Genomic DNA, 12,487 nt, shown 5'->3' with positions numbered 1-12,487 from the left:
TGTGCGGCGCGGCTCCCGGGCTCTGGTGCCCCCGTGGGTCGCCGGCTGCGCCCCGGCCTCATGAACCGGTGGTACTGCCCGTCCTCATGAAGCGGCGGCGGGCAGTACCACCTCGAAGCGGCAGCCCCCGGGGATGTTGCGTACGCCGGCCCGGCCCTGGTGGGCCTCCACGATGCCGCGCACGATGGCGAGGCCCAGGCCCGCCCCCGCCGGGGGCGTCCGGGCGTGCGTGCCGCGCCAGCCGGTGTCGAAGACGCGCGGGAGATCCTCCTCGGGGATGCCGCCGCAGCCGTCCGTCACCGACAGGACGACGCCCTCGGGGGAACGCTCGGCTGCGATCGCGACCGTGCCGTCGGCCGGGGTCCGGCGGATCGCGTTGACCAGCAGGTTGCCCAGCACCCGGCTCATCTCCTTGCCGTCCACCTCCACCGGGACCGGCTCGATACGGCCGCCCACCAGCCGCACCCCGTACTCGCGGGCGAGGGGGTCGACGCCGGCGAGGGCGTCGCCGACCAGGTCGTACAGGGAGATCCGGGTGGGCGTCAGGGCCAGGGCCCCGGCATGGATGCGGGAGAGCTCGAAGAGGTCGCCGACCATGTCGTTGAGGCGTTCGACCTCGGTCCGCATCTGCCTGAGATAGCGGTTCGGGTCGGCGGCGACGCCGTCCTCCAGGGCCTCGGACATGGCGCGCAGACCGGCCAGCGGGGTCCGCAGGTCGTGCGAGATCCAGGCGACGAGTTCACGGCGGGAGGCCTCCAGGGCGCGTTCCCGCTCCCGGGACTCGGCCAGTCTGGCGCTGGTGGCCGCCAGCTCGCGGCTCACCGCGGCGAGTTCGGCGGTGGCCGGCCCGTCGGGTGCGGCGAAGCCCCCGCCGTCGCCGAAGGAGCGCGCGGCCACGGCGAGTTCACGGCTGCGGGCGACGACCCAGCGGCCCAGCAGCAGGGCGGTGGCAAGGGAGACCACGGCCGCCATGGCGACGACGGTGGTCACGACGGTCAGGTCGTGCGGCGACAGGAACATCGCCCAGGCGACGGCGAGCGTGCCCGCGAGCATCGCGACGACGCCGACCGCCGCCACCACCGCGAGCGAGACGGTCAGCGAACGGCGCCGGATCAGGCGCAGTACACCCGCTCCGGCCAGCCCCGACACGCCGGCACCGGCGAAGGCGTACAGGGCGATCAGGAGGTTGTCGCGCACGGTCAGTCGTCCCCTTCACCGGGCTCGAAGCGGTAGCCCACGCCCCAGACGGTCTGGATCAGGCGGGGCCGGGCCGGGTCGTCCTCGACCTTGCCGCGCAGGCGGCGGACGTGGACCGTGACGGTCGACAGGTCACCGAAGTCCCATCCCCACACCTCCCGCATCAGGTCCTCGCGGCCGAACGCCCGCCCCGGGTGCCGCAGGAAGAAGGAGAGCAGGTCGAACTCCCTCAGGGTGAGGGCGAGTTCGGTGCCGTTCTTGGTGGCCCGGCGGGCCGTCGGTTCGACGGTCAGACCGGCCGCTCCCAGCCGGTCCCCCGTGGTGGCGGGGCGGCTGCGGCGCAGCACCGACTCGACGCGCAGGACGAGTTCGCGGGGGCTGAAGGGCTTGGTGACGTAGTCGTCGGCGCCGACCTCCAGGCCCAGGATGCGGTCGTCCTCGTCGCCGCGGGCGGTGAGCATGATGACGGGCACGGGGCCCTGGGCGCGGATCCGCCGGCACACCTCCAGGCCGTCCATGCCGGGCAGCATCAGGTCGAGCACGACCAGGTCCGGCCGGCGCTCGGCGGCGCGGGCGAGGGCGGTCGGCCCGTCGTCGGCACGGTCGACGGCGTACCCGGCGCGGTCCAGATACCCGGCGACGACCTCGGCGACGGTCGGATCGTCGTCGACGACCAGGATCCTGGGGGGCCCGCCCACGGTCCTGAGGGGCTCGTACGGCTGCTGCTGCATGCCTCCAGCCTGGCATCGCGCCGCCGCCGGCGGGGGCCCGGGCACCCCTCTGGCCTCCGACGTCCGCGTTTCGTAAGGAGCGATGGTCCGGTATGCCCGATTCGCGTTCGTAGGGTGAAACCGTGACGACGACACCTTCGGACGTCGACGTGGTGCTGCCCTGCCTGAACGAGGCCGAGGCCCTTCCCTGGGTGCTCGAACGGATTCCGCCGGGCTGGCGCGCACTCGTCGTCGACAACGGTTCCACGGATGGCTCGGCTCAAGTCGCCCGCGCGTGGGGCGCGACCGTGCTGCACGAGCCACGGCGGGGCTTCGGCGCGGCCTGCCACGCGGGGCTGACGGCCGCCACCGCCGACGTGGTGTGCTTCTGCGACTGCGACGCCTCCCTCGACCCTGCGCTCCTGGCCCCCTTCGTGCGCGAGGTGCGCGAGGGCACGGCCGACCTGGTGCTCGGGCGGCGGCGTCCGCAGGGGCGCGGCGCGTGGCCGCCGCATGCCCGGGCCGGCAATCTCGCGCTCGCGCGGATGCTGCGCCGCCGCACCGGGCTGCGCCTGCACGACCTCGGTCCACTGCGGGCCGCCCGCCGGGAGCCGCTGCTCGCCCTCGGCCTCAGCGACCGGCGCAGCGGCTACCCGCTCCAGATGGTCGTCCGTGCGGCCGACGCCGGGTGGCGGATCGCCGAGCACGACGTGCCGTATCTGCCGCGCACCGGAGCCTCGAAGGTGACGGGCACCTGGCGCGGTACCTGGCAGGCCGTCCGGGACATGAGCCGCGTGCTGGCCGAAACGCCCGCGCATGAAGGGGGAACCCTCCGTTGACCACGCTCCTCGTCATCGCCAAGGAGCCGCGACCGGGGCGGGTGAAGACGCGGCTCACGCCGCCTTTCACGCCCGGGCAGGCAGCCGAACTGGCCGAAGCCGCCCTCGCGGACACGCTGCACGCCGTGGCCGCCACACCCGCCACCCGGCGCGTCCTCGTGCTCGACGGTGCCCCCGGTCCCTGGCTGCCGCCCGGTTTCGACGTCGTGGCGCAGTGCGCGGGCGGTCTGGACGAGCGGCTGGCGGAGGCCTTCGCACGCTGCTCGGGCCCCGCCCTGCTCGTCGGCATGGACACCCCGCAGGTGACCCCGGAGCTGCTCACCGTGGACTTCGCCGGCTGCGACGCCTGGTTCGGCCCGGCGGAGGACGGCGGTTTCTGGGCCCTGGGCCTGGCGTGTCCGGACCCCGCCCTGCTGCGGGGTGTGCCCATGTCGACGCCGGTGACGGGAGCCGTTCAGCGGGAGCGGCTGGTCGCCGCGGGCCTGCGCGTACGCGACCTGCCGCCGCTGCGGGACGTCGACACCGCCGCCGACGCGCACGCCGTCGCCGCGCTGGCACCGCGGGGGCGCTTCGCGGCCCGGCTGGCCCGCTGCACGGCGGCCGGGGGGCCTGTCACCGGGCCGGTCTCGCGCCCGGTCGGTCCCCGATGAGCGCCCCACCCGCCACCGCCCTTGCCTGGGCCGCCGCCGACCCCTACGACGCCGCCCTGCGCGCCGGCCGCGGCCCGCTGTTCCTGCGGCGCGCCGACGGCTGGCTGCTGCCGCTGGAGGTGGAGCGCTGGTGCGCCCGGGCCGACCCGGTCGACCGGGACGTCCTGGACCGCTGTGAGGGGGCCGTGCTGGACGTGGGGTGCGGGCCGGGGCGGCTGGTCGCGGAGCTCGCCGCCCGGGGGCGGCCCGCCCTCGGGATCGACGTCAGCGAGGCCGCGGTGGAGCACACCCTGCGGCTCGGGGGTCAGGCGCTGCGGCGGTCGGTCTTCGAGCCGCTGCCGGGCGAGGGCCGCTGGGACACCGTCCTGCTCATGGACGGCAACATCGGCATCGGGGGTGATCCGCGCGCCCTGCTGGAGCGGGTCGCCGAACTCCTGCGGCCGGGCGGTCTGCTGATCGCCGAGACCGCGCCCGCGGACGTCGACGAACGCGTGCGCGTCCACATCACCGACGCCCACGCCACCACCGGCGATCCCTTCCCCTGGGCGCGGCTCGGCACCCGCGCGCTGCTCCACAACGCGCGGGGCTGGGAGCCGGCCGGTCAGTGGACGGCCGGCGGACGGCGCTTCGCCGCCCTGCGCAGCCGCACCACCAACAGCAGCGCCGAGCCTGCGAAGAGGGCCGCGGTGATCAGCAGCCAGCGCGCCAGGAACACGTCGGCGGGCAGGCCGGTGGCGGACCGGTAGCGCTGCTCGACCATGCCGCTGATCAGCGGGAACCACACGAGGAGCAGCAGCCCGGAGAGGGCTGCCGGTACGCGCGCGTACGGCACCCACTCCCGGCGGCGGACCGCGCCGAGCCCCCGTACCACCGCCCGGTCCGCCGCCGCGTACAACGGCAGCAGCACGAGGTCGTGCAGCAGCGCCGCGCCCACGACCCACAGCGCCACGCCGAACCAGTCCCCGGCGAGCAGGCGCACTCCCGCGTAGGCCGCGAGGGCGAACGAGCAGGACAGCAGCAGCAGTTGCAGGGGGCTGCCGATGACGAAGCGTCCTCGCATCACAGGTCTCCGAACGTCATCCGGGCCACCCACTTGGTGTTCAGCACACCGGGCGCCGCGGGCACGATGATCCGCGCCGGGTAGCCGTGGTCGGGGGACAGCTCCTCGCCGTTGACGTACAGGGCGAGCAGGGAACGCGGGTCGGCCACCTGGTTGGCGCGCAGGGCGGCCTTCCGGAAGGCGCCGCGGGGCTGGAGGGATTCGACGAACACGTCCGGTGGGTCGTCCTCGTACCCGACGAGGGCCGCGAGGTCGCGCAGTCGCACCCCGCGCCACCACTGGTCCGGTGTGGACCAGCCCTCCACGCACGCGATGGGCAGCGACGCGCTGTACGAGGGGAGGCCGGCGAGCTGGGCGCGGCTGAGGCGGACCGTGCCGGTGCGCCCCGTCACGACGAGCCGCCACGTGTCTTCGGCCGCTTGCGCCGTGTCGATCCCGGCGTACGCGGCGGTCTTGTTGATCTGGAAGCCGTTCGGGCCGCTGCCGGGTTCGCCGCCGCCGTGCGGGGCGAGGAGGGCGGTGCGCCGCAGCGGGCCGCCGAAGTTCTGCCCCACGGTCGTGGCGAACAGCAGCAGCGAGCCGCCCCCGACGAACCACAGGGCGCCCCGCCGGGAGACGGTCGGCTCGGCGGGGCGCGGGGACACCAGGTCGTTCTTCTCCTCCCGCAGCCGCCGCAGGTTGCGCAGTGCCGTGGGCGTCTTCAGCAGCGCGTGGGCCACGAAGGCGGCGAAGAACACCCAGGCGCCGTAGAAGTGCAGGGGGTAGAACGAGCCCGGGAAGACGTAGTCGAGCTGGACGTTGAGGACGCCGGTCACGAACTCGAACAGCCCGCCGCCCACGAGCAGGAGCAGCGAGATCCGCTCCAGCGCGTGGGTGAGCGAGCGGGCGGGGGGCAGGGTGAACAGTCTCGGCACGACGGACCACAGCTTGGCCAGCAGGACGGGGATCAGGGCGATGCCGAGGGTGACGTGGACGCCCTGGTTGAGCCGGTACAGCCAGTGCGGGTTCGTCGGCCAGGCGAACAGGTAGAAGCCGAGGATCCCCTTGTCCGGGGTCTTGTCGTTGACCGGCGACAGGTCCGGGTTGTAGGCGGCGTACGAGAGGAGTCCCGTCACGAACAGCACTGTGATGCCGCCGAGCAGGACGAGGCCCAGCACCGAGGTGAACCAGGGGCCGCGCAGTGGGCTGCGCCAGAAGCCGGGGGATGTGGGGAGCCGCGGGTCGCGTGGGTCGTCTCGCATGAGCCGACGGTAGGCCGGGGCGGCCCCGTGAAAGGGTGCGCGACCCATGACGAAACGCTGACATCAGGCCCGGTCGGCGGCCGGCGACCCGCCGCGCGGCCTAGCGTGCCGGTGTGATCCGCACCCCGCCCTCCGCCCCACCGTCCCGAGGCCCGCGCCGCGACCTGTACGCCGCCGGGGCCGCCGTACTGCTCGTGACGGCGTCCGTGCTGGTCGGCCGCCACATCGAGGAGACCAGCCGGACGCTGTTCGTCGACTGGCCCCCGCTGCTGGCGTCCTGGGGACCGCATCTGGGCCCCGGCACCCCGGCCGCCGTCCTGGTGGCGATCGCCACCGTCGCCCACGGCCCCGCGCTGGCGGCCCGTCTCCCCTGGCGTGCCCTGCTCCCGGCCGCCTGGGGCACCGCCATGGCATGGATCTTCTCCCTCGCCCTGGTCGACGGCTGGCACCGGGGCATCGCGCGCAGGCTCACCACCCGCTACGAGTACCTCCAGGTCATCGACCGCTTCGACGACATCCCGGCAGCGCTGCGGGACTTCACCCAGCACATCCTGCTCGACTCCCCCGACAACTGGCCCGCCCACATCGCCGGGCACCCGCCCGCCGCCACCCTCACCTTCGTGCTGCTCGACCGGATCGGGCTGCGGGGCGGGGGGTGGGCGGGGATGTGGTGCATCACCGTCGGGGCGACCGCCTGCGTGGCCGTGCTGGTCACGATCCGCGCCCTGGCCGACGAGGCACTCGCCCGCCGGGCGGCCCCGTTCCTGGTCCTGGCCCCGGCGGCCGTGTGGATGGGCACCTCGGCGGACGCGTACTTCGCGGCGGTGGCGGCGTGGGCGGTGGCCCTGCTGGCTCTGGCGGTCACCCGGAAATCCCTGGGGTGGGCGGGCGCGTCCGGGCTGCTTCTCGGCCTGACCTGCTACTTGTCGTACGGCCTCACGCTGGTGGCACTGATCGCGGCGGCGGTGCTGGTGCTCGGCCGCCACGGGGTCCGGGAGCGCCCGGCCCTGATCGCGCCGTTGCTCGCCGGACTGACCGTGGTCCCCACGATGTTCACGCTCGCGGGCTTCGACTGGTGGGAGGCCTACCACCTGCTGGTCACGCGCTACGGCCAGGGTGCGGGCGGCATCCGCCCCTACGGCTACTGGGTATGGGCCAACCTGGCCTGCACGGTGCTCGTCACGGGACTGGCGACGGCGGCGGGGCTGCGGCGGACGGGCGCCGTGCTGCTCCGGCGTCGCACCGGGCCCCGGGCCGGCGTCCGCCTCGCGTTCCTCGTGTCCGCCGCGCTCCTCGCCCTGCTGGTGGCCGACCTGTCCGGCATGAGCAAGGCGGAGACGGAACGCATCTGGCTCCCCTTCGCCCTGTGGCTGCTCCCGGCATGCGCGTTCCTCACCCGCCCTCGCATCTGGCTCACCGCCCAGGCGCTGCTCGCCCTGTTCCTCAACCATCTGCTGCTCACCGGGTGGTGACCGCTGCCGGGAACAGGTCCCGTCGGCCGGGCGTCAAGCGGCGGGAACGGCCGTGACCGTCGCGCCGTGGTCGTCGTCCGGGGCGGGGCGCAGACGGGCGGTGATCTGCTTCCCGTGGCCGAGGGACGCGACGGAGACCTCGCTGCTGACCGCGTGCACGACGTGCATGCCGTGGCCGCCGAAGCGCTGCCCGTCGCGCTTCCTGACCACCGGCTGTTCGGTGGAGGTGTCCCACACGGTGATGGCCAGTCCGTCGCCGGACAGCTGAAGGATCATCCCGCAGGGGCCGGGAGCGTGCCGGATCGCGTTGGTGACCATTTCGCTGACGACCAGTTCGGCGTCGATCGCCAGCGGGGCCGGCACGGGTGTGCGGCCGGTACACGGTACGTGCGCCAGGAACGCGTGCAGCGCCCGGCGCGCCTCGACGGCGCACGCCGCGCCGTCGGCCCAGACCGCGCCGCAGCGCAGGGTGGCCTGCTCGTCCGCGCCCGGCCCATCTGCCGCCTGCTTCATAAGCGGGATGACCATAGGGGGCTCTTTCGTTGTTGTTCGTGTTGCTGAGTGGCCTTTCGGTCGTTCGTTTACCCCGGCACGGACCGCGCATACTGCCGGCGGCCCACCGTTGTGATGTGCTCTGCGCCGCACTCGCGTAGCGGCGTTCTCCGCGCCGGAGGACCGTCGGGCCGTGGGGCGCAAGCGGTGATGTCCGTACTGCGCCGAGCTGCTCAGTTCTTCGCCACGAGGTCCTTGAGCGCGATGTTGAGCGCGAGGACGTTCACGCGGGGTTCGCCCATGAAGCCCAGGGTGCGGCCCTCGGTGTGCAGGTCGACGAGCCGTTGGACCCGGGCGACGGAGAGGTGATTGCGTTCGGCGACCCGGTGGACCTGGAGGCCGGCGTACCGCGGGGAGATGTCGGGGTCGAGGCCGGAGCCGGAGGAGGTGACGGCGTCGGCGGGGACGTCGGCGGGGTTCACCTCGTAGTCGGCGGTCGAGTTGTCCTTCACCACCTTGGCCTTGGCCGCGAGCACCGATTTGACCAGCTTCTCGTTGTCGGCGGAGAGGTTGGTGGCGCCGGACAGGATCAGCTTGTACCGCGTGTTGACGAAGTTCTCGCCCAGGCCGTTCGCGGGGCGCGGTTGGAAGTAGTCCGGGCTGTACCCCTGTTGCCCGATCAGGGACGAGCCGACGACCCTGCCGTCCGCCCCGACCTCGGAGCCGTTCGCCTTGCCGGGGAACAGCCCCTGGGCGACGCCGGTGATGACCAGTGGGTAGAGGACGCCCGTCACCAGGGTCAGCACGAGCAGGGCACGCAGGCCCGCCCCGAGCAGCCGGGCGGTGTTCCTGACGGAGTTGTTCATGGCTGTCAGCCGATCCCGGGGATGAGCGAGACGATCAGGTCGATGAGCTTGATGCCGAGGAAGGGGGCGATCAGGCCGCCGAGGCCGTAGACCGTGAGGTTGCGGCGGAGCAGCTTGTCTGCGCTGAGCGGCCGGTAGCGCACGCCCTTCAGGGACAGCGGCACCAGGGCGACGATGATCAGCGCGTTGAAGACGACGGCCGACAGGATCGCGGAGTCGGGCGAGGACAGGCCCATGATGTTGAGTTTGTCCAGGCCCGGGTGGACCGCCGCGAACAGCGCCGGGATGATCGCGAAGTACTTGGCGACGTCGTTGGCGATGGAGAACGTCGTCAACGCGCCCCGGGTGATGAGGAGTTGCTTGCCGATCTCGACGATCTCGATGAGTTTGGTGGGGTCGGAGTCGAGGTCGACCATGTTGCCGGCCTCCTTCGCGGCCGACGTGCCGGTGTTCATGGCCACGCCGACGTCCGCCTGGGCCAGTGCCGGGGCGTCGTTGGTGCCGTCGCCGGTCATCGCGACGAGTTTGCCGCCCGCCTGCTCGCGCTTGATGAGGGCCATCTTGTCCTCGGGCGTGGCCTCGGCGAGGAAGTCGTCGACACCGGCCTCCTCGGCGATGGCCCTGGCCGTCAGCGGGTTGTCGCCGGTGATCATGACGGTCCTGATGCCCATGCGGCGCAGTTCCCCGAACCGCTCCCGCATGCCGTCCTTGACGACGTCCTTGAGGTGGACGACGCCGAGCACCCGAGCGCCCTCCGCGTCCTCGACGGCGACCAGCAGCGGGGTGCCGCCCGCCTCGGAGATCCGGGCGGCGAGCCCCTCGGCGTCCTCGGCGACGGTGCCGCCCCGCCCCTCGACCCAGGCGACGACCGACGCCGTGGCGCCCTTGCGGACCTTGCGGCCGCCGGCGTCGACACCGGACATCCGGGTCTGCGCGGTGAAGGCGATCCATTCGGCGCCGACGGGCTCGCGCTCGCGCAGCCCGTGCTTCTCCGTGGCCAGGACGACGACGGAACGGCCCTCGGGCGTCTGGTCGGCCAGCGACGACAGCTGGGCCGCGTCGGCGAGTTCGGCCTCGCTCACGCCGTGCACCGGAACGAACCCGGCGGCCTGCCGGTTGCCGAGGGTGATGGTGCCGGTCTTGTCGAGCAGCAGCGTCGACACGTCGCCCGCCGCCTCGACCGCCCGCCCGGACATGGCCAGCACGTTGCGCTGCACCAGCCGGTCCATGCCCGCGATGCCGATCGCCGACAGCAGCGCGCCGATGGTCGTCGGTATCAGGCACACCAGGAGCGCCACCAGCACGACCATCGTCAGCCGCGTGCCGGCGTAGTCGGCGAGGGACGGCAGGGTGGCGCAGGCGAGCAGGAAGACGATCGTCAGCGAGGCGAGCAGGATGTTCAGCGCGATCTCGTTGGGGGTCTTCTGCCGTGCGGCGCCCTCGACGAGGCCGATCATCCGGTCGATGAAGGTCTCGCCCGGCTTGGTCGTGATGCGGACGACGATCCGGTCGGACAGCACCTTCGTACCGCCGGTGACGGCCGAACGGTCGCCGCCGGACTCGCGGATGACCGGGGCCGACTCGCCGGTGATGGCCGACTCGTCGACGGACGCCACCCCCTCGACGACGTCCCCGTCGCCGGGGATGACGTCGCCCGCCTCGCAGACGACCAGGTCGCCGATTCTCAGCTCGGTACCGGGGACGAGCGTGCCGTCCACCTTGCGGGCCACGCTGTCCGTCTTGGCCTTGCGCAGGGTGTCGGCCTGGGCCTTGCCGCGGCCCTCGGCGACCGCCTCCGCCAGGTTGGCGAAGATCACGGTCAGCCACAGCCAGGCGCTGATCGCCCAGCCGAACCAGTCGCCCGGGTCTTCGAAGGAGAACACGGTCGTCAGGACCGAGCCGACCCACACCACGAACATCACGGGCGAGGTGACCATCACCCGCGGGTCGAGCTTGCGGAAGGCGTCCGGCAGGGACCTGATCAGCTGCCGGGGGTCGAACAGGCCCGCTCCGACGCGGGTCTCGGGGGCCTTGTGCCGCGTCGGCGTGTCCGGGCGGGGCACCAGGGCGGGAGTGGACATGGAGTCCTCGTGGGGTTCGGTGCGGGTGGTCATGACGCCAGCCCCTCGGCGAGGGGGCCCAGCGCGAGGGCCGGGAAGTACGTCAGACCGGTGATGATCAGCACGGCGCCGACCAGCAGGCCGGTGAAGAGCGGCTTCTCGGTGCGCAGGGTGCCCGCGGTGACCGGGACCGGCCGCTGCCCGGCGAGCGAGCCGGCCAGGGCCAGGACGAAGACCATGGGCAGGAAGCGGCCGAGCAGCATCGCGAGTGCGGTCATGGTGTTGAACCAGTCGGTGTTCGCGTTCAGGCCGGCGAAGGCCGAGCCGTTGTTGTTGGCGGCGGAGGTGAAGGCGTAGAGGACCTCGGAGAAGCCGTGCGCGCCCGGGTTCAGCATCGAGTGGGGCAGGGTCGGCAGAGCCATGGACGCCGCGGTGAAGACCAGTACCAGGGCCGGGGTGATCAGGAGGTAGCAGGCGGCGAGCTTCATCTCCCGGGCGCCGATCTTCTTGCCCAGATACTCGGGTGTGCGGCCGACCATGAGACCGGCGATGAACACCGCGATGACCGCCAGTATCAGCATGCCGTAGAGGCCGGAGCCGGTGCCGCCGGGGGCGATCTCGCCCAGCATCATCGAGAGCATGGCGAGGCCGCCGCCGAGGCCCGTGAAGGAGGAGTGGAAGGAGTCGACGGCGCCGGTCGAGGTGAGGGTCGTCGACACCGCGAAGATCGAGGACGCCCCGACGCCGAAACGGACCTCCTTGCCCTCCATCGCCCCGCCCGCGGCCTGCGGGGCCGGGCCGTGGTGGGCGAACTCCGTCCACATCATCAGGGCCACGAAACCCAGCCAGATCGTGAACATCGTGGCGAGGATCGCGAGGCCCTGCCTCACGTCGCCGACCAGCACGCCGAACGTGCGGGTCAGTGAGAACGGGATGACCAGGATCAGGAAGATCTCGAAGAGGTTGGTGAAAGGCGTCGGGTTCTCGAAGGGGTGGGCGGAATTGGCGTTGAAGTAGCCGCCGCCGTTGGTGCCCAGCTCCTTGATGGCCTCCTGCGAGGCGACCGCGCCGCCGTTCCACTGCTGGGAGCCGCCCATGAACTGACCGACCTCATGGATCCCGGAGAAGTTCTGGATCACCCCACAGGCGACCAGCACGACGGCGGCGACCGCCGCGGCCGGCACCAGGATCCGCACGGTGCCGCGCACCAGGTCGCACCAGAAGTTCCCGAGGTCGCCGGTGCGAGCGCGGGCGAAGCCCCGGACGAGGGCCACCGCGACGGCCATGCCGACGGCCGCGGAGAGGAAGTTCTGCACGGCGAGCCCGGCCGTCTGCACGACGTGCCCCATGGTCTGCTCGCCGTAGTACGACTGCCAGTCGGTGTTGGTCACGAACGACACGGCTGTGTTGAACGACTGCGCCGGGTCGAGCGACGCGAAGCCGAGCGAGCCGGGCAGGACGCCCTGGAGCCGCATGAGCAGATAGAGGAACAGCACGCCGACGACCGAGAAGGCGAGGACACCGCGCAGATACGCGGTCCAGGTCATCTCGGTGTCGGGGTCGGCGCCGATGGCCCGGTAGATCCACCTCTCCGCCCGCAGGTGCTGCTTCGACGAGTACACCCGGGCCATGTAGGTGCCGGCGGGGACGTACGCGAGCGCCAGTGCCGCGGTGAGGGCGAGCAGCTGGAGGACGCCGGCGAGGACGGGGCCCATCTCAGAACCTCTCCGGGAAGATCAGGGCGAGGACGAGATAGCCCAGCAGGGCGACGGCCACGACCAGGCCGGTGATGTTCTCCGCGGTCACAGCTTCGTCACCCCCTTGGCGACGAGGGCCACCAGCGTGAAACCCGCGAGCACGGTGACGACGAAGGCCGCATCGGCCATCGCGAACTCCTGGA

The 12,487-nt window shown here is 72.7% G+C and carries 12 protein-coding genes; 4 read left to right on the top strand and 8 right to left on the bottom strand.

Annotation, left to right across the window (positions count from 1 at the left end; translation table 11 throughout):
• Nucleotides 1-84: 84 nt before the first annotated feature.
• Nucleotides 85-1,197 carry a sensor histidine kinase gene (locus CEB94_RS32230; RefSeq protein ID WP_175435531.1) on the bottom strand — a complete coding sequence of 371 codons (1,113 nt, stop codon included), beginning with the start codon at nucleotides 1,195-1,197 and terminating at the stop codon, nucleotides 85-87.
• A 2-nt stretch (nucleotides 1,198-1,199) separates the two neighbouring features.
• Nucleotides 1,200-1,928, bottom strand: coding sequence for a response regulator transcription factor (locus tag CEB94_RS32225; RefSeq protein WP_175435530.1), 729 nt, complete (start codon nucleotides 1,926-1,928; stop codon nucleotides 1,200-1,202).
• 122 nt (nucleotides 1,929-2,050) lie between these two features.
• On the opposite strand from CEB94_RS32225, the gene CEB94_RS32220 reads away from it, so the two are divergent.
• From CEB94_RS32220 to CEB94_RS32210, 3 genes are read left to right on the top strand one after another with little or no spacing between them, the layout of a single operon-like run.
• Nucleotides 2,051-2,746 carry a glycosyltransferase family 2 protein gene (locus CEB94_RS32220; protein WP_175435529.1) on the top strand — a complete coding sequence of 232 codons (696 nt, stop codon included), beginning with the start codon at nucleotides 2,051-2,053 and terminating at the stop codon, nucleotides 2,744-2,746.
• Nucleotides 2,743-3,396 (top strand): TIGR04282 family arsenosugar biosynthesis glycosyltransferase, encoded by a 654-nt coding sequence (locus CEB94_RS32215; protein ID WP_175435528.1) that lies wholly within the window; start codon nucleotides 2,743-2,745, stop codon nucleotides 3,394-3,396. Before CEB94_RS32220 ends, CEB94_RS32215 begins: the two co-directional genes overlap by 4 nt.
• Entirely contained in the window at nucleotides 3,393-4,142 is a 750-nt protein-coding gene (locus tag CEB94_RS32210) for a class I SAM-dependent methyltransferase (protein ID WP_175435527.1), read from the top strand. The genes CEB94_RS32215 and CEB94_RS32210 overlap by 4 nt, the downstream gene beginning before the upstream one ends.
• Before the next feature lie 313 nt (nucleotides 4,143-4,455).
• On the opposite strand, the gene CEB94_RS32205 is transcribed toward CEB94_RS32210, so the two are convergent.
• Entirely contained in the window at nucleotides 4,456-5,697 is a 1,242-nt protein-coding gene (locus CEB94_RS32205; RefSeq protein WP_175435526.1) for a molybdopterin-dependent oxidoreductase, read from the bottom strand.
• A 116-nt stretch (nucleotides 5,698-5,813) separates the two neighbouring features.
• Between CEB94_RS32205 and CEB94_RS32200 the strand changes: the two genes are divergently transcribed.
• Nucleotides 5,814-7,169 (top strand): hypothetical protein, encoded by a 1,356-nt coding sequence (locus tag CEB94_RS32200; RefSeq protein ID WP_175437239.1) that lies wholly within the window; start codon nucleotides 5,814-5,816, stop codon nucleotides 7,167-7,169.
• Between the two features lie 33 nt (nucleotides 7,170-7,202).
• On the opposite strand, the gene CEB94_RS32195 is transcribed toward CEB94_RS32200, so the two are convergent.
• The 5 genes from CEB94_RS32195 to kdpF all read right to left on the bottom strand — a co-directional run bounded on the left by CEB94_RS32195 (nucleotide 7,203) and on the right by kdpF (nucleotide 12,393).
• A complete protein-coding gene (locus CEB94_RS32195; protein ID WP_175435525.1) occupies nucleotides 7,203-7,697 on the bottom strand; it encodes an ATP-binding protein in 495 nt (164 codons plus the stop codon).
• A 197-nt stretch (nucleotides 7,698-7,894) separates the two neighbouring features.
• On the bottom strand, nucleotides 7,895-8,527 hold the full coding sequence (locus CEB94_RS32190; protein ID WP_175435524.1) for a potassium-transporting ATPase subunit C: 633 nt from the start codon (nucleotides 8,525-8,527) through the stop codon (nucleotides 7,895-7,897).
• Nucleotides 8,528-8,532: 5 nt separating this feature from the next.
• Entirely contained in the window at nucleotides 8,533-10,641 is a 2,109-nt protein-coding gene (kdpB, locus tag CEB94_RS32185; RefSeq protein ID WP_175435523.1) for a potassium-transporting ATPase subunit KdpB, read from the bottom strand.
• Nucleotides 10,638-12,302, bottom strand: coding sequence for a potassium-transporting ATPase subunit KdpA (kdpA, locus tag CEB94_RS32180; RefSeq protein ID WP_175435522.1), 1,665 nt, complete (start codon nucleotides 12,300-12,302; stop codon nucleotides 10,638-10,640). The genes kdpB and kdpA overlap by 4 nt, the downstream gene beginning before the upstream one ends.
• A 1-nt stretch (nucleotide 12,303) precedes the next feature.
• Nucleotides 12,304-12,393, bottom strand: a complete 90-nt coding sequence (kdpF, locus tag CEB94_RS32175; RefSeq protein ID WP_175435521.1) for a K(+)-transporting ATPase subunit F — start codon at nucleotides 12,391-12,393, stop codon at nucleotides 12,304-12,306.
• Nucleotides 12,394-12,487: the final 94 nt, after the last annotated feature.

This window comes from Streptomyces hawaiiensis (genome assembly GCF_004803895.1).
Taxonomy (GTDB): domain Bacteria; phylum Actinomycetota; class Actinomycetes; order Streptomycetales; family Streptomycetaceae; genus Streptomyces; species Streptomyces hawaiiensis.
Note: the sequence above shows the minus strand (reverse complement) of the source record. Positions and strands in the feature narration are given on the sequence as shown.

What these genes read in the sequence shown, in the direction of transcription:
- CEB94_RS32225 (WP_175435530.1), bottom strand. Translation starts at nt 1,928, where the DNA reads ATGCAGCAGCAGCCGTACGAGCCCCTCAGGACCGTGGGCGGGCCCCCC.
- CEB94_RS32210 (WP_175435527.1), top strand. Translation starts at nt 3,393, where the DNA reads ATGAGCGCCCCACCCGCCACCGCCCTTGCCTGGGCCGCCGCCGACCCC.
- CEB94_RS32205 (WP_175435526.1), bottom strand. Translation starts at nt 5,697, where the DNA reads ATGCGAGACGACCCACGCGACCCGCGGCTCCCCACATCCCCCGGCTTC.
- CEB94_RS32195 (WP_175435525.1), bottom strand. Translation starts at nt 7,697, where the DNA reads ATGGTCATCCCGCTTATGAAGCAGGCGGCAGATGGGCCGGGCGCGGAC.
- CEB94_RS32190 (WP_175435524.1), bottom strand. Translation starts at nt 8,527, where the DNA reads ATGAACAACTCCGTCAGGAACACCGCCCGGCTGCTCGGGGCGGGCCTG.
- kdpB (WP_175435523.1), bottom strand. Translation starts at nt 10,641, where the DNA reads ATGACCACCCGCACCGAACCCCACGAGGACTCCATGTCCACTCCCGCC.
- kdpA (WP_175435522.1), bottom strand. Translation starts at nt 12,302, where the DNA reads ATGGGCCCCGTCCTCGCCGGCGTCCTCCAGCTGCTCGCCCTCACCGCG.